The following is a 14,871-nucleotide window of genomic DNA, read 5'->3' as shown; positions in this document are numbered from 1 at the left end:
GCATTGTTTTGCTTGGGGTTTTATTCCTTATTCATTCTGCTTCTGCGCTGGAGCTTACTCATTTTTTCTGGAGAGCCGATGCCGAGGAAATCAAACTCACCTTCAAATTTTCGGGAAAGACAAACTGGAGCGATGTCTCTCCAGATCCCTTCCACATCGTCCTTCAAGTTGAAGGAGCGGTGAACGCCCTCTCTTACGCCGAAAGAGCTATGGGAGTGGGGCCTCTGCGCAGGATAATTTTCAAACCCCACCAGGAAGGTCTCAAAATCTGGCTGGAACTCACCGAGAAAGTAGCCTATGAAGTCTATGAAGAGGCTGGAGGTAGACTGGTAAGTGTTCTCCTGAAAGGCCCTTTCCAGGGAGCTCCACAGAAGAAAAACCTCCTTTCCTTTGATTTTCGGGATGCTGACCTGCGGGACGTTCTCCTGGCTCTTGCCAAAGCTGAGGGTGTGAATATGGTCATTGACGATTCGGTAGAAGGCAAAATCAGCGTTTCTTTTGAGGGTCTAACCTTCGACCAGGCGCTGAGCTACATTCTGGGAATGAAGGGCCTGGCCCAGATTCGCTTTGGGAACAACGTCATTGTGGGAGACCGGGAAGTCCTGGAAGAAAACTTTGGGCTGCTTGAGGTCCGCCGCTACAGTCTCCGTTTTGCAAACCCTGAGGATGTGAAAAACGCCCTTTCTCTGGTAATCCCGGACCCGGAGAGAATTCAGGTGGACCTGGCCTCAAAAAGCTTGCTTATCAAAGGAAGAGCACCTGAATTCGCCGAAGTCGAAAAAATTCTTGCAGAAATGGACCGCCCCCTGGAAACTCGGGTTTTTACCTTGAGTAACAACCTTTACCAGGATGAGGCTGAATTTAGTAAGTTCAAATCGCTCTTGCAAATCATTATTCCTGATGAGGAACGGGTGGAGTACGATTTTGCTCAAAAATCCATAATTGTAAAGGGCACCAAAGAAGAGTTGGAAGCAGTGGGTGAGCTTCTTGAAAACCTGGATCGGAAACGTCCTCAAATTATGATTGACGCCAAGTTGGTGGAAATCAACCGGGATAAAATAAAAGACCTGGGAGTCAGCTGGAAAGTTGGTGGCGAAGAAGGTCAGATTTCTTTCGGTGAAATTGCCTTAGGAGGTACCATGGAGCGCCAGGATCTGGTAGAAGCCACTATTAAGGCGCTGGAAACCAAAAATCTGGCCCGTTTAGTGGGCAATCCCCGTATTCTTACTTTGAGCGGCAAGGAAGCCCGCATTGAGGTAACCGACACTATCCCCTATCTTGAAACCTCTGTGGATGCTGAAGGAAATAAAAGTTATACTGTGGTTAAGGAAACAGTAGGCGTAAAGCTCACGGTGACGCCGCTTCTCGCCTCCGACGGCAAAGTGCTGGTACAGGTTAAGCCTGAAGTCAGCACTGGACAGCTTACCGAAGTGAAAGCAGAAGGGCTGAGCTGGACGGTTCCTCAAACCTCGGAAAAAGTTGCGGAAACCACTGCTCGACTGCGCCCCGGAGAGACCCTGGTCATTGGTGGTCTAATCCGCAGCGAAGACATCGAGAAGATAACTCGCATTCCTCTTTTGAGCGATATTCCTCTGCTGGGAGAGTTTTTCACCCTGCGTAACACCACCCATAAAGAGACCGAACTGGTGGTCTTCCTTACTCCCCACATCATCGACTATTGAGGATCGCTATGCCAATCAAGAATATAGCACTTCTGGGTTTCATGGGTTGTGGAAAGACCACTGTGGGACGTTTGCTGGCCAGAAAGCTGGGTTTCCGATTTTTGGACACCGATTCTCTGATTGAAGAGAAAAGCGGCTTGAGCATTCCACAGATCTTTGAGCGCTTTGGAGAAAAGCATTTCAGAAAGCTGGAAACTCAGGTGCTTGAAGAAGTTGCTTCCTGGAAAAAGCTGGTGCTTTCCACAGGTGGGGGCTTGCCCATGAAAGACGAAAACTGGAAACTCCTCCAGGAAAAATTTCTTACCGTTTTTATCGAGGTTCCCTTTGAAACTCTCTGGAGAAGAATTGCTGCTGACCCCGGACGCCCTCTTCTCCGTCGTTACCCCCGGAAAGACCTGCTCGAGAAGTTGTATTTAGAACGCCTTTCGCGTTATCGTCAAGCGGATGTTATAATTAGTGCTGGAGAATCAACTCCAGAGGAAATTGCCGAGGCGATTATTGACCATGCGCAAGCTGATTGTTGAAACCAGAGACCGTGTTTATCCAGTGTTCATAGGGTATGGTCTTTTTGAGGGGGGAATACTCTCTGAACTGGATTTACCATTTAGCAGTGGAGCGCTGATAACCAACCAGAAAGTGGGCCCCCTGCATGCCGAAAAAGTCAGTCAGGCTTTCCTGAAGCGAGGATTCAGGCTTTCCTCTTTAGCACTTCCCGACGGAGAAGAGTTCAAAACTTTGGCCTCTGCGGAAGTGGCCTATCACTTTCTGCTTCAGGAAGGACTTGACCGCAAAGGCTTTCTGGTAACCCTGGGGGGTGGAGTAATCACCGACTTGGGAGGGTTCGTGGCCTCCACTTTTATGAGAGGTATTGCCTATTACCAGGTTCCCACCAGTCTCCTGGCTCAGGTGGATAGCTCGGTAGGGGGGAAAACTGGTGTCAACCTGGAAGAAGGGAAAAACTTAGTAGGCACTTTCTATCAGCCTTACGGTGTGATTATAGAGCTCTCTTTCCTGAAAACGCTGCCTGAGCGGGAATACCGGGAAGGCCTTGCGGAAGTGGCTAAGGCGGCCTTTTTAGCTGGTGGTGAGTTTCTGGAAGTTTTGCGTGTACAAAGTGAAGCTCTTCTTGGGCGGGACTATAGCGTCTTGGAAGATGTGGTGGAAAGAGCGGTGCTCTTCAAGAAAGAAGTCGTGGAACAGGATGAAAAGGAAAAGGGGTTAAGAAGTATTCTCAATTATGGTCATACTGTAGCTCACGGTCTGGAAAGGGCTCTTGGCTATGGTACCCTGCGCCATGGCGAGGCGGTGGCTATCGGTATGATGGTGGAAGCGATGATAGGCCTTGAGCTGGGAATTACCAGACCCCAAGTCATCGAAATCCAGAAAGTCATCCTGCAGGAGCTGGGTCTGCCGTTACGAGTTGAAGTTGCCCTGAGCGCGGAAGACTTTTGGGCAATACTCAAGTACGACAAAAAAAGGGAGGCACAACATATCAAATTTTCCCTGCTCAGAGATTTTGGTGACCCCGTTTTTGGAGTCAGCGTTCCCGAGGAAACGTTTAAAAAGGTTTTTGATTCTGTGAGAGGAGCGGTTTTACAATGAAAATCTTGGTCGTCTTGGGTCCCAACCTTAACCTTTTAGGCAAGCGAGAAGTGAATATATACGGCACCATGACTTTTCCGGAGCTGGTGGATTGCATAGAACAGGAAGCCGAAAAACTGGGTATGGAAATTGAGATTTTCCAATCCAACCATGAGGGAGCAATCATTGATAAAATACAAAAAAGCGCCCATTTTGACGGTCTAATTATCAATCCAGGTGCGTTGACTCATTACAGTATTGCTCTTCGAGACTGCATTGCTGCAGTGGGTATTCCCACTATTGAGGTGCACATGTCCAACGTTTACGCCCGGGAAGAATTTCGCAAGCATTCGGTTATAGCTCCTGTGTGTTGGGGACAGATTTCCGGACTGGGCCATTTGGGATACCTGGCTGCCCTGCACGTTTTTTCAAGAAAAGAAGAAGAGGCTTGAGCTATGCTGAAGTTGCACGAGTTGCAAAAGAAACTGGTTGCAGAGGGTAACCTTCCTTTTCTCATCCGTGAGAGGAGCAATCTTTTCTACTTGCTGGGTTTCCGAGGTTCAGCAGGCCTGCTCCTGGTTTTTCCTGAAGAAGCGATTTTCATATGTGATGGCCGTTACAGCGTTCAGGCCCGGGAAGAAGTCCCTCAGGAAATTACGGTCAAAGAGTATCGGGAAAAACCTCTGCTGCTTATCAACGAACTCCTTAAAGAGCGGGGACAGAAAACCCTTCTGGTTGAGGAATCCCTGCCCATCGGAATGGTCAAAAAACTGGAAGAGCAGGGCATCAGCGTGAACGTGGCTCCTCCTTTCCTTGCCAGTTTGCGTTCCCGAAAATCCGATGCGGAGCTTGCCAAAATCTTGAAAGCGGTCGAGATATCCGAGCAGGCCTTTTTGGAAACCCTTCCGCTGCTTAAAGTCGGTGTGAGGGAAAGAGACATCGCTCTGGAACTTGACTACAAAATGCGCCTTGGAGGTGCTGAGGAGCTGGCTTTTCCAACCATCGTTGCTTTTGGAGAGCGTTCGGCTCTTCCCCATGCTTCTCCAGGCAAATGGGCCTTAAAAGAGGGAGACTGGGTGCTTATTGACTGGGGAGCGAGGGTGGAAGGATACTGCGCAGACATGACCCGAACGCTGTGTTTTGGCGCCAGTGACACCCAGTTTGAAGAGCTTTTTGAAGCCGTTTTCGAAGCCCAAAAAAGAGCTCAGGCCATCCTTACCGAAGGTGTTGAAGCTGGGAAGGTGGACGAGGCTGCCCGCTCCTTGTTAAAGGAAAAGGGCTGGGGAGAATATTTTGTACATGGCCTGGGCCATGGAGTGGGCGTTGAAGTCCATGAAGAACCCCGACTTGCTCCCCAAAGCGAAGTGGTGCTTAAAAGCGGTATGGTGTTAACCATTGAACCGGGGGTTTACCTTCCCGGGAAGGGTGGGATCAGGCTTGAAAACCTGTTTTTCCTGGATAAAGAAAATCTGCGCAAACTGAATAACTTACCTGAAAGAATTTGAGGGAGGTCTGTATCTCTATGCCTGACTACATTTCGAGCAACGACCTGCGAGTGGGAAACTGCATCGAGGTCGACGGAAATCTCTACATTGTGGTTGCTTTTCAGCACACCAAAGTCGGTAAGTGGGGAGCAATTATCAAAACCAAGCTCCGGGATGTTAACACTGGATTGATAATTGAAAAGAGCTTCCGAGCTGGAGAAAAAGTGATCAGAGCGGTCCTGGAAGGGAAAAAGGCCCAGTTCATGTATGCTGACAATCAGGGTTACCACTTCATGGACCTTGAAAACTATGAGGAGGTTGTTCTGCCTGAAGATCTGATAGGAGAAGCAAAGGACTTTCTGGTTGACGGCTTGGAAGTGGAACTGCTCAAATATGGTGATCGGGTAGTTGGTGTTAACATTCCCTCTTTTGTGGAACTTGAAGTGGTCGACACTTCACCGGGCATACGTGGTGATACGGCCTCTGGCGGTTCTAAACCAGCCGTACTGGAAACTGGCCTCACCATTCAGGTTCCTCTGTTTGTCAACAAGGGTGACCGGGTAAGGGTTGATACCCGGACCCGGGAATACCTGGAAAGGGTGTAGTTGAGGGTTGTGCGAATTGCAGAAGTCAAGCGCAGCGAGGGCAAAATTACCTATCCTTATGGAGTTTTGCAACGCATTGTGGCCTTTCTGGCACTCAAGGTTCCCGGCGTTGAAGCTCTGGACAGAGGAGTTGAGGAAGGAGTAAGGCTGGAGATAAGCAGGGGGCTGGTGAACATCAGACTTTACTTAATTCTTAAGCTGGAGCGCCGGGTTCCAGAAATAGCCTGGCAACTGCAAAAGTTCCTCAAAAATAGTGTCGAAGAAAAAACCGGCCTTCGAGTTGGCAGCATTGATGTTTACATTCAGGATTTTATCGAAATTGTTATTTGAAGCGGGTGAACCCTGGTGCGAAGAAAGGCCAGAGAAATAGCTTTGCAGGTGCTCTTTCAAAAAGATTTGCGAGAGTGTTCCCTTGGGGAAGTGCTCAGGTACACGGAGCTACCCGAGGAATGGGATGAGGAGACACGTGCTTTTTTCTTTCAGCTGGTGCGGGGAGTAGACCGCAACATAGATTTCATTGATGCCGTTCTGGCTAAGACGGTCGAAAAGTGGAGCTTGAGCCGCATGATGAATGTTGACCGCAATATCCTGCGCATGGCAACCTTTGAAATTATGTTCATGCCGGATATCCCGGTGGGAGTTGCCATTAACGAAGCAGTGGAGCTGGGTAAAAAGTACGGCAGTGAAGAGTCGGGAAAATTCATAAACGGAGTGCTGGCCAAACTGGTTAAAAAAATCGAGTGCAAAGAGATAACTGTGGAGGAAAGCTCAAAGTGAAAACGGTGCTTGACTACTTGGAAGAAAACGCTCTGCTGGTTGATGCTTTTCTGGAAGAAAAACTCCGTTATCAGAATGCGCCCCCGGTGCTCGAAAAAGCAATGCGCTATGGAACCATTGGGGGAGGGAAAAAGGTAAGGGCTTCGTTGCTCTTTGCCTCTGGAGAGGCTTTTGGGGTGGAAAGAGAAAAGCTCCTGCCCCTAGCTGCAGGTATTGAAATGATTCACTCTTTCTCGCTGGTGCACGACGACTTGCCCTGCATGGACAACGATGATTATCGCCGGGGAAAGCTGAGTATGCACTGTGCCTTTGGAGAGGCTATGGCGGTTCTGGTTGGAGATGCCTTGCTGGTTGAGGGCTTGCGCATTTTTGCAACCGACCAACGCTTTCTCAAGGAGTTCGGGAAAGAGTTGATATGGGAAATACTGGTGGTTCTTTTTGAAGTTCTGGGGGTGTCCGGTATGCTGAGCGGGCAGGTGCTGGACATCCAAAACGAAGGACAACCAGTCAGTGAGTCGGTGGCAGAGCAGATAATAGTCATGAAAACTGCACGCTTTATTCAGGCGGCGGTGCTTTGCGGTGCAATACTTGGCGGAGCTGGAAATGCAGAGCGCTCCTTACTGTCTAATTTTGGGCTGCTCCTGGGAAAGTGTTTTCAGCTTAAAGACGACCTTCTGGATGTCACCAGTTCCAGGGATAAGCTTGGTAAAACCGCTGGCAAAGACCTGATTCAAGAGAAAGCAACCCTTTTGCGAGCAACAGGGTTTGAAAACGCAAAAAGACAGCTCCAGAGCTGGTATGAAGAAGCGCTGGGTGTACTTTCTCACATCAGGCGTCCTGTTGGTCGCTTACGGGACATTGCGCGCTTTGTGGTGGAAAGAGAACATTGATGACCTGCAAAAAGCTGCGACTGGATGAACTGTTGGTAAAACGGGGCCTGTGCGAGAGTCGCGAAAAAGCAAAAAGATTGATTATGGCTGGCAAAGTCTCGGTGCGGGGACATTCTTACCCCCTCAAACCGGCTACTCGCATTGAAGAGGAAGCAGAGATTGTTTTGCTCGAGGAGCCACGCTTTGTGGGTAGAGGGGGCGAGAAGCTGGAACACGCCCTGCGGACATTTAGCATTTCAGTTGCTGGAAGAGTATTTCTGGATGTGGGTGCCTCTACCGGAGGGTTTACGGACTGCCTTCTCCAATGGGGTGCAAGAAAGGTTTTTGCGGTTGACGTTGGCTTTGGTCAGCTCCATGAAAAGTTACGCTCCAATCCCCAGGTGGTGGTAATGGAACGCTGTAATGCTCGTTTTCTGAACAAAGAAATGCTGGGCGAAGAAGTGGATGGTGCGGTTGTTGACGTATCTTTCATTTCTCTGTGCCTCATTCTACCGGCTGTTGCAGGAGTGGTCAAAACGGGCGGAGACGTGGTGGCTCTGGTTAAACCTCAGTTTGAAGCAGGGAAAGAAGAAGTCCCCCGGGGTGGAGTGATTCGGAAGCGAGAAACCCATGAAAGGGTCTTAAAAAAAGTAATAGAGTGTGCCGCTTCCGTAGGGTTTCTTTTCAAAGGGCTTACTTTTTCTCCGCTTCGCGGTGATAAGGGCAACATTGAGTTCTTTGTGCACTGGGTTCGGCAAAGTGGGAGCCTGGAGCACCAGGAAGAGCTGGAACTGAAAATCCGGGAAACCGTGAATGAGGCCCATCACCTTCTAATGGGTGATGCACTATGAGCTGGCTTTACCTGCTCTTGCTCCTGACAGCTTTGCTGGGAGGGGTTTGCTTGACTGTCTGGTTTTTGCGCTGGAGGCGCTCTCACCTCCAGCGAAAAGCCTGGCGTAGAGCTAAAGCGGCAGAGGATGAAGCGGTTTCCCTTCTTGAAGAAGCAGGCTTCAGGATTCTGGCTCGACAACCCTTGCGGAGAGTGAATATAATGGTAGATGGAAAAGTGGTGGGATTTGAAATTCGCCCTGATTTCTTGCTTAAAAAAGGAAAGCGACTTTATGTTGGCGAAGTTAAAAGTGGCAAGGAAACGGCCTTTCTTTTTCGACCTTCAATAAGGAGGCAGCTCCTTGAGTACTTTGTCGCCTACCGTCCTTATGGGGTAATTCTGGTGGATGGAGAGCAAAGGGAAATACACCAGGTATTTTTTCCGGAACTGGCTTTGAGGAGCAACCGTTGGAAAGGTCTCTGGGTGCTGATTCTGGGTGTCTTTCTGGGAGTACTGCTTGGAAAATGGGTGGGTGGAACTTGAACGGAACAGATGAAATTCATATTTTTGTCAAAAAAGAGAGCCCCGAAGTTTTAAAAGAAGCACAAAAGTTGCAGAGTTTCTTGGCAAGTAGAGGCCACAGAGCTTTGATTCTGGATTCTGCAACTAATCTGGTCGGAAAACCCGCGTTGGTCTTCGTTCTGGGAGGAGACGGTACTTTTCTGAATGCTGCCCGTTGGTATGCACCTTCTGGGGTTCCCCTGCTGGGAATAGATATGGGAGGATTGGGTTTTCTTGCTTCAGTGAGTGTTGATAACATGCTTGATGCGGCCCTGGCCGTCCTGGAGGGTCGTTTCCGTCAAAGCAAAAGGATGATGCTTGATTGCTTCGTCCATTATCGAGGAGGCAAGGTGCAGCAGGACATTGCCCTTAACGATGTGGTTATCTACAGAGGTGCTTTTGCTCAGATGATCAGGCTTTCCACGTACGTTGACTCTGATTTTTTGGCTTCTTTTCCCGCTGATGGCTTGATTGTGGCCACTCCCACTGGGTCCAGCGCCTATTCGCTTTCAGCGGGGGGACCAGTGGTGTATCCGGAACTCGAGCTTTTGATCATCACCCCCATCTGTGCCCATACCCTTTATGCCCGGTCGGTGGTAACTGCTCCCAGCTCAACTGTTAAGGTGGTTCTGGAGTCTGAAAAGGAAGGCACTATGGTAACCCTTGACGGTCAGAGAGGGTACGCCCTGCACCAAGGAGAGTTTATCGTGGTCAAAAAGTCCAACGTTGAGTTGTTGGTTCTGCATCCCTTTGACGAGCAGCCCTTTTATTCCCTGTTGCGTAGAAAGCTTTCTTGGGGTATGGATATCCGCAAGCGGGTTGATGGAGAATGCTAAAGGAACTGGTAGTTAAGAATCTGGTTATTGTGGAATATCAGAATATTGCTTTTGATAAAGGCCTCAATGTCCTGACGGGTGAGACCGGTACTGGTAAATCTCTGGTTGTCGACGCACTGGCTCTGCTTTCTGGAGTGAGAGCCCGAGAAGACCTGGTCAGAGCACAAGCTCCCTGTGCGCTGGTGGAAGCTCTTTTTGGTATCGAGAACAACCCGGAAGTTCAAGAGCTACTTCGAGAAAACGACCTGTTGCACGGCGATGAGGTGGTGCTTTCCCGGGAAATTTCTCCTCAGGGTAAGAGCAAATGCAGGGTCAACGGCCGGTTAGTCCCTCTGGCTTTTCTCAAAAAGCTAAGCACCAAGCTGTTTGATATTTATGGACAGGGCGAACAGGTGAGTTTTTTTGAGCCACGCAATAAACTTCGTATTGTGGACGCGCTGCTTGGGGGGGAAGCTTTATCTTGGAAAGAGGAATATCGCAAATTATTCAGAGAGTGGAAAGCAGTTGCTGATAAGCTGAATACCTTGGGGAAAGACGTGGAGGAAAAACTTTCCGAGCTGCAACGAGTTGTTGAAGAGCTAGATTCGCTGGGCCTTGCGGAAGAGGAGGTATTTCAGCTGGAGAGTGATTTCAACCGTATGGCCCATGCACAGCGTTTTCTGGAGGTTTTGGGAAAGGCATTGCGCGAAATCGAAGGTGATGATTTTGAGGAGGGTATTTTGAAAAGGCTGAGCCAGCTCGAAGAAGATTTACGCTCTTTGCCTCAGGAAAACGCAAGACTTGAGGAGCTTGAACTTGCCATTCAGAACATGAATGGAGTTTATGCAGGTTTACAGGAGGTTTCCTATCTCCTGGGCAAACTCAGGGAGAGTTTCTGTTTTTCCGAAGAGGAGATTAGAGAACTTGAGGAGAAAATAGCGCTCCTTGAGCGCCTGAAAAGAAAATATCGTTGCTTAACCACAGCGAGTTTCGTCACTTTCCAGAAAGAAAGCAGAAGAAAGCTGGTGGAGCTTGAAAACACCCGTTCGCTGGTGGAAAGTTTGCAAGAACAAAAAGTGCTTCTGGAAGAAGAACTGGGTAAGCTTTCCGAAAAGCTCTCGTTGGCAAGAAAGAAAGCGGCGCAGAGCTTTAGCGAACTAATTGAAAAAGAGCTTGCTCAACTGGGACTTGAAAAGGCACGCTTCAAAGTGGATTTTGGCAGGGAACGAGCTTTTACTGAGGAAGGGACCGATGTGGTTGAGTTTCTCATCTCCGTCAACCCGGGTCAAAAAATGGGTAAAGTGCTTGAAGTCGCTTCGGGAGGAGAAATTTCTCGCATCGTGTTGGCTATTAAGTCTCTGATCTCTGGCCTGGAAAGTCTACCGGTTCTGATTTTTGATGAGATAGACCAGGGAGTGGGAGGCAAGACCGCTTTTTGGGTCGGTGAGCGGCTGAAAAAGCTGGCTGAAAATCATCAGGTGATATGTGTAACCCATCTGCCCCAGATAGCCTGTTTTGCCAATCACCACCTCAGGGTGAGAAAGCGTTTCGCCGAGGAAAGGGTCGAAGTCGAAGTACAACCCCTTCAAAAGCCTGAGGAACGTATCGAGGAGCTGGCCCGGATGCTTGGAGCAGAAGAAGGAGACCACTTTGGGGTGGAGTACGCACGAACCTTACTGGAGAGAGTCAGTGGTGCGGATACTTAAAGCAGGTGGTTTTTTCACCGAAAGCTGGCAGGATAGCGAAATTATAGTCCTTGGTGGACCAAGTGGCACTGGAAAAACAGAGCTGACCCTTAACCTGGCTACCTATTTACGAAAGACTCTGGTTCGAGGATGTGAGCTTCTGGATCTTGATTTTGTGAAGAGCGACTTTACTCTGCGCAGTGGGCGCTATCGTCTCGAAGTTCCCCTCCGCCAGAGCTTCTCGGTTGCTCGCTTTTCAGAGTATCCAGTCTGGGAGAAAGATGTTCTGAAGCTGTTCAGTGATGCTTCACTGGAAAGTCCACTCATAATTGACCTGGGTGGCGATGAGCGCGGCCTGCGTATTTTCAGAAGTCTGGCTCCATTTTGGCAAAAAAAGCGAGTCTACTGCAGCTTGGTGGTCAATTTTCATCGCCCTTTTTTTGAGTCAGTGGAAAGCTACTCCTCTTTTGTGTACCAGACAGAGAAGCGAGTGGGAATTCGCTTCCATTCGCTGATTTTAAACGATCATCTCGGCCACCACACCGATGAAACACTGGTAAAGCAAGCCTTTGAAAAAGCGACTCTGCTTTCTCAAAAGCTTGCTTTACCAATCTGGTTTGTGGCAGTTTGGGAAGAGCTGGGGTTGCCTTTTTCTTTTCTGGACTCTTTGGACTGTGCAGTTTTGGGTATACGTCGTTATCTTAACTTAGCCTGGAACGTGGGAGGCGATGAGGCCAATGGTGGTTTCCAAAAACACCAATCAGGTGATAATTGATTTCGAATTCTGCAAGGGGTGCGGTCTGTGCGTGCGGGTATGCCCCCGCAACGTGCTGGGTATTTCTGAAGACTTTAATTCCCGAGGATACTTTCCAGCTAAAGTTTGTGCACAGGAAAAGTGCATTGGTTGCGGTTTCTGTGCCGAAGTTTGCCCTGAAGTGGCGATTGCCGTTTATAAGGAGTGAGTACGGTGGAAAGAATTTTGATGAAAGGCAACGAAGCGGTTGCTGAAGCCGCAGTTCGAGCTGGCTGCCGCGTTTACTTTGGCTACCCCATCACTCCCCAGACAGAAATCAGCGAATACCTTTCCAAACGTCTTCCTGAAGTGGGAGGTGTTTTTCTCCAGGCAGAGAGCGAGGTGGCAGCCATAAACATGGTCTACGGTGCAGCAGCCACAGGCATGCGGGTGCTGACTTCTTCTTCAGGGCCAGGTCTGAGCTTGAAACAGGAAGGACTTTCTTACCTTGCTTCAGCAGAGCTGCCCTGTGTGGTGGTAAACATGGTTCGAGGAGGACCGGGCTTGGGCAATATTCAACCTGCCCAGAGCGACTATTTCCAAGCCACCCGTGGGGGAGGACATGGAGATTATCGGGTGCTTACCCTTGCTCCCTCTTCGGTGCAAGAACTCGTGGACCTGACCTATCTCGCTTTTTACCTTGCTGACAGGTATCGTAATCCAGTCGAAATACTGGGTGATGGCATGCTGGGCCAGATGATGGAGCCAGTAGTGTTCCAGGAACCTTCGCTACCCCCTCTGCCGGATAAAGATTGGGCAATCAAGGGGAAGGGGAGAGGGGAACGAAAGTACATTCTCTGTTTTGCTCTGGACCCCCGAGAGCTGGAAAAGCTTAATCTGAAATTGCAGGAAAAATACCTGCGCATTGAACAGGACGAGGTTCGCTTTGAGTATTTTGGTTCTCCGACTCCGGAAATGCTTCTCGTGGGTTTTGGAACCGTGGGTAGAATTTTAAAGAGCGTGGTGAGAGAAGGGGAAAGAGTTGGTTTGCACCTTGGTCTTTTGCGCCCCATCACTCTCTATCCTTTCCCTAAGCAGGCCGTCAGCGAGTGGGCACAAAAGGCAGGCCAGGTGTTGGTTGTGGAAATGAACCTGGGGCAAATGCTTGAAGATGTGCTGCTGGCTGTATCCGGCAAAGCTCAGGTGCATTTTTATGGGAGAACAGGAGGGATGATTCCCACCGTTGATGAGATACTGGAACGGGTCTTTGCACTGAGAAAGGGGTGATAATCCATGAAAGCAATATTTGAAAGACCCCGCACTTTGATAAAGAAACCTTTCACGTACTGCCCAGGCTGCCACCACGGTCTGGCCCAAAGGATTATAGCCGAAGTGATAGATGAGCTCAACATTGCTGATAAAACCATTGGGGTTGGACCGGTGGGTTGTTCAGTATATATCTACGAGTTCCTGGATATAGATTTTGTAATGGGTGCTCACGGCAGAGCTCCTGCGGTAGCCACTGGTATCAAGCGTTCGCTTCCAGACCGAGTGGTTTTTTCTTATCAGGGAGATGGTGACATTGCAGCCATAGGAACTGCAGAAATTGTCCACGCAGCCAACCGGGGAGAACTGATAACTTCTTTTTTTGTCAATAACGCTGTTTTTGGTATGACAGGAGGGCAAATGGCGCCCACCACCCTCCTGGGCCAGAAGACCAAAACGTCTCCAGAAGGCAGAGATGCCAGAATGCACGGTTTTCCCATGCGTCTTAGCGAAGTGCTGGCTACCTGTGAGGGTAGTGCCTACATAGCAAGAGCCGCTCTCACCAATCCCCGTTTTATTCGCAAGGCTAAGGAAATGGTACGCAAAGCGTTTCTTACCCAGATAGAAGGAAAAGGTTTTTCTATGGTGGAATTTCTTTCTCCCTGTCCTACCAACTGGGGTATGAATCCTGTGGAAGCAGTGGAATGGCTGGAAAAGGAAATGCTTGCCTATTTCGAAATTGGTGAAATCAAGGTTAGGGAGGACGTGTTCAATGCATGCTGAAGTGGTTATCGCTGGGTTTGGAGGACAGGGAATTCTCTTTTTGGGACGAGTCCTTGCTGAAGCAGGAATGATTGAGGGATACGAAGTCACCTGGTTCCCATCCTATGGACCTGAGATGCGAGGGGGAACAGCCAACTGTACGGTGATAATTTCTGAAGAAGAAATTGGAGCCACGGTTACCGCTCATCCTGATATTTGTGTGGTCATGAATGAACCGTCCTTGAGAAGGTTCGCCAGTTCGGTGCGCAAGGGAGGGCTTTTGCTGGTTAACTCTTCTCTGGTCTCCACGAGTTATCAATCCAGCGCGGTGGAAGTTTTAGAGATACCTGCAAACGAGCTGGCAAAAATGGTGGGCAATCCTCGGGTGATCAATATGGTGATGCTTGGGGGATTGTTAGCCAAAAGAGAGCTGGTAAAGTTTGCAAGCGCTGAAAAAGCGCTGCAAAACATTTTGCAGGGGAAAGAAGACCTATTGGAGGCCAACCTGGTAGCTCTTCGGGTAGGCCGAGATTTTGTCATCAAGGGGGGCGAGATACATGTTGGTTAGAGACCGGATGACCCGGGAAGTCATCACCATTAACAGTCATACTCCTATTCTGGAAGCCCAGAAAATCATGAAGGATAAAAAAATACGTAGGTTGCCAGTGGTTGATAATCAGAAGCTGGTAGGTATTGTAACCTATAATGACCTCCTTGAGGCAACACCTTCCAAAGTTACTACCTTGAGTCGTTTTGAACTGACTTATCTTCTGAGCAAGATGACCGTGGCTGAAATTATGAAAAAAATGGTTATTACCGTTTCTCCTGATACCCCCCTTGAGGAAGTGGCGCTGATTATGAAGCAAAATGAAATCGGTGGTGTACCTGTAGTTGAAGATTCAAAGGTGGTGGGTATTATCACGGAATCAGATATCTTTGAGGCTCTTGTGGAAACGTTGGGCGTTGAAGAGGGTGGAAGCAGAATTACTCTGGAACTTCCTCAAAAACCAGGCATCCTGCACGAAGTAACGGGTATCGTGAAAAAACACGATGTTAACATACTGAGCCTGGCTACTTTTTATGATGAGGAACATCCTCAATTCCGCTACGTGGTCATGCGCGTTGCCGTTCGCGACCCGGGTCCGCTTGTGGAAGAACTCAGTCAACATCCAGAAATAGTGGTCAAACACGTATGGGTTAGCCCGGAAGAGGAGGTATAGCG

Annotated in this window: 19 protein-coding genes; all 19 read left to right on the top strand. The window is 49.1% G+C overall.

Annotated features, from left to right (window positions below):
- Positions 1-8 precede the first annotated feature (8 nt).
- The 19 genes from QBE54_RS07030 to QBE54_RS06940 are packed head-to-tail and all read left to right on the top strand — an operon-like array spanning position 9 to position 14,869.
- A complete protein-coding gene (locus QBE54_RS07030) occupies positions 9-1,682 on the top strand; it encodes a hypothetical protein (protein ID WP_369017490.1) in 1,674 nt (557 codons plus the stop codon).
- A gap of 8 nt (positions 1,683-1,690) precedes the next feature.
- A complete protein-coding gene (locus QBE54_RS07025) occupies positions 1,691-2,206 on the top strand; it encodes a shikimate kinase (RefSeq protein ID WP_369017489.1) in 516 nt (171 codons plus the stop codon).
- The gene (aroB, locus tag QBE54_RS07020; protein WP_369017488.1) at positions 2,187-3,284 is read left to right on the top strand and encodes a 3-dehydroquinate synthase; all 1,098 of its coding nucleotides are present in this window, start codon (positions 2,187-2,189) and stop codon (positions 3,282-3,284) included. Before QBE54_RS07025 ends, aroB begins: the two co-directional genes overlap by 20 nt.
- Positions 3,281-3,715 carry a type II 3-dehydroquinate dehydratase gene (aroQ, locus tag QBE54_RS07015; protein ID WP_369017487.1) on the top strand — a complete coding sequence of 145 codons (435 nt, stop codon included), beginning with the start codon at positions 3,281-3,283 and terminating at the stop codon, positions 3,713-3,715. The genes aroB and aroQ overlap by 4 nt, the downstream gene beginning before the upstream one ends.
- Positions 3,716-3,718: 3 nt before the next feature.
- Positions 3,719-4,768: an aminopeptidase P family protein gene (locus tag QBE54_RS07010; protein ID WP_369017486.1), complete on the top strand. Its 1,050-nt coding sequence runs from the start codon at positions 3,719-3,721 to the stop codon at positions 4,766-4,768.
- Between the two features lie 17 nt (positions 4,769-4,785).
- Positions 4,786-5,352: an elongation factor P gene (gene efp, locus QBE54_RS07005; RefSeq protein ID WP_369017485.1), complete on the top strand. Its 567-nt coding sequence runs from the start codon at positions 4,786-4,788 to the stop codon at positions 5,350-5,352.
- A 9-nt stretch (positions 5,353-5,361) separates the two neighbouring features.
- Positions 5,362-5,682 (top strand): Asp23/Gls24 family envelope stress response protein, encoded by a 321-nt coding sequence (locus tag QBE54_RS07000; RefSeq protein WP_369019412.1) that lies wholly within the window; start codon positions 5,362-5,364, stop codon positions 5,680-5,682.
- Between the two features lie 15 nt (positions 5,683-5,697).
- Complete coding sequence (gene nusB / locus QBE54_RS06995; protein ID WP_369017484.1) at positions 5,698-6,129, top strand: transcription antitermination factor NusB; 432 nt, start codon at positions 5,698-5,700, stop codon at positions 6,127-6,129.
- On the top strand, positions 6,126-7,019 hold the full coding sequence (locus QBE54_RS06990; RefSeq protein WP_369017483.1) for a polyprenyl synthetase family protein: 894 nt from the start codon (positions 6,126-6,128) through the stop codon (positions 7,017-7,019). Before nusB ends, QBE54_RS06990 begins: the two co-directional genes overlap by 4 nt.
- On the top strand, positions 7,019-7,849 hold the full coding sequence (locus QBE54_RS06985; RefSeq protein ID WP_369017482.1) for a TlyA family RNA methyltransferase: 831 nt from the start codon (positions 7,019-7,021) through the stop codon (positions 7,847-7,849). The genes QBE54_RS06990 and QBE54_RS06985 overlap by 1 nt, the downstream gene beginning before the upstream one ends.
- Before the next feature lie 50 nt (positions 7,850-7,899).
- The gene (locus QBE54_RS06980; RefSeq protein ID WP_369017481.1) at positions 7,900-8,370 is read left to right on the top strand and encodes a hypothetical protein; all 471 of its coding nucleotides are present in this window, start codon (positions 7,900-7,902) and stop codon (positions 8,368-8,370) included.
- Positions 8,367-9,224, top strand: coding sequence for an NAD(+)/NADH kinase (locus QBE54_RS06975; RefSeq protein WP_369017480.1), 858 nt, complete (start codon positions 8,367-8,369; stop codon positions 9,222-9,224). The genes QBE54_RS06980 and QBE54_RS06975 overlap by 4 nt, the downstream gene beginning before the upstream one ends.
- Complete coding sequence (recN, locus tag QBE54_RS06970; RefSeq protein WP_369017479.1) at positions 9,218-10,909, top strand: DNA repair protein RecN; 1,692 nt, start codon at positions 9,218-9,220, stop codon at positions 10,907-10,909. The genes QBE54_RS06975 and recN overlap by 7 nt, the downstream gene beginning before the upstream one ends.
- Positions 10,896-11,663, top strand: coding sequence for a hypothetical protein (locus QBE54_RS06965; RefSeq protein WP_369017478.1), 768 nt, complete (start codon positions 10,896-10,898; stop codon positions 11,661-11,663). Before recN ends, QBE54_RS06965 begins: the two co-directional genes overlap by 14 nt.
- Positions 11,629-11,850, top strand: coding sequence for a ferredoxin family protein (locus QBE54_RS06960; protein ID WP_369017477.1), 222 nt, complete (start codon positions 11,629-11,631; stop codon positions 11,848-11,850). The genes QBE54_RS06965 and QBE54_RS06960 overlap by 35 nt, the downstream gene beginning before the upstream one ends.
- A gap of 5 nt (positions 11,851-11,855) precedes the next feature.
- Entirely contained in the window at positions 11,856-12,908 is a 1,053-nt protein-coding gene (gene vorB / locus QBE54_RS06955; protein WP_369017476.1) for a 3-methyl-2-oxobutanoate dehydrogenase subunit VorB, read from the top strand.
- 6 nt (positions 12,909-12,914) lie between these two features.
- Complete coding sequence (locus tag QBE54_RS06950; RefSeq protein ID WP_369017475.1) at positions 12,915-13,670, top strand: thiamine pyrophosphate-dependent enzyme; 756 nt, start codon at positions 12,915-12,917, stop codon at positions 13,668-13,670.
- A complete protein-coding gene (locus QBE54_RS06945; RefSeq protein WP_369017474.1) occupies positions 13,660-14,217 on the top strand; it encodes a 2-oxoacid:acceptor oxidoreductase family protein in 558 nt (185 codons plus the stop codon). The genes QBE54_RS06950 and QBE54_RS06945 overlap by 11 nt, the downstream gene beginning before the upstream one ends.
- Positions 14,207-14,869 carry a CBS and ACT domain-containing protein gene (locus QBE54_RS06940; protein WP_369017473.1) on the top strand — a complete coding sequence of 221 codons (663 nt, stop codon included), beginning with the start codon at positions 14,207-14,209 and terminating at the stop codon, positions 14,867-14,869. Before QBE54_RS06945 ends, QBE54_RS06940 begins: the two co-directional genes overlap by 11 nt.
- The last annotated feature ends 2 nt before the right edge of the window (positions 14,870-14,871 follow it).

Origin of the sequence: Thermatribacter velox (genome assembly GCF_038396615.1) — a bacterium.
GTDB lineage: Bacteria > Atribacterota > Atribacteria > Atribacterales > Thermatribacteraceae > Thermatribacter > Thermatribacter velox.
Note: the sequence above shows the minus strand (reverse complement) of the source record. Positions and strands in the feature narration are given on the sequence as shown.

What these genes read in the sequence shown, in the direction of transcription:
- QBE54_RS07025 (WP_369017489.1), top strand. Translation starts at nt 1,691, where the DNA reads ATGCCAATCAAGAATATAGCACTTCTGGGTTTCATGGGTTGTGGAAAG.
- aroB (WP_369017488.1), top strand. Translation starts at nt 2,187, where the DNA reads ATGCGCAAGCTGATTGTTGAAACCAGAGACCGTGTTTATCCAGTGTTC.
- aroQ (WP_369017487.1), top strand. Translation starts at nt 3,281, where the DNA reads ATGAAAATCTTGGTCGTCTTGGGTCCCAACCTTAACCTTTTAGGCAAG.
- QBE54_RS07010 (WP_369017486.1), top strand. Translation starts at nt 3,719, where the DNA reads ATGCTGAAGTTGCACGAGTTGCAAAAGAAACTGGTTGCAGAGGGTAAC.
- efp (WP_369017485.1), top strand. Translation starts at nt 4,786, where the DNA reads ATGCCTGACTACATTTCGAGCAACGACCTGCGAGTGGGAAACTGCATC.
- QBE54_RS06985 (WP_369017482.1), top strand. Translation starts at nt 7,019, where the DNA reads ATGACCTGCAAAAAGCTGCGACTGGATGAACTGTTGGTAAAACGGGGC.
- recN (WP_369017479.1), top strand. Translation starts at nt 9,218, where the DNA reads ATGCTAAAGGAACTGGTAGTTAAGAATCTGGTTATTGTGGAATATCAG.
- QBE54_RS06950 (WP_369017475.1), top strand. Translation starts at nt 12,915, where the DNA reads ATGAAAGCAATATTTGAAAGACCCCGCACTTTGATAAAGAAACCTTTC.
- QBE54_RS06945 (WP_369017474.1), top strand. Translation starts at nt 13,660, where the DNA reads ATGCATGCTGAAGTGGTTATCGCTGGGTTTGGAGGACAGGGAATTCTC.
- QBE54_RS06940 (WP_369017473.1), top strand. Translation starts at nt 14,207, where the DNA reads ATGTTGGTTAGAGACCGGATGACCCGGGAAGTCATCACCATTAACAGT.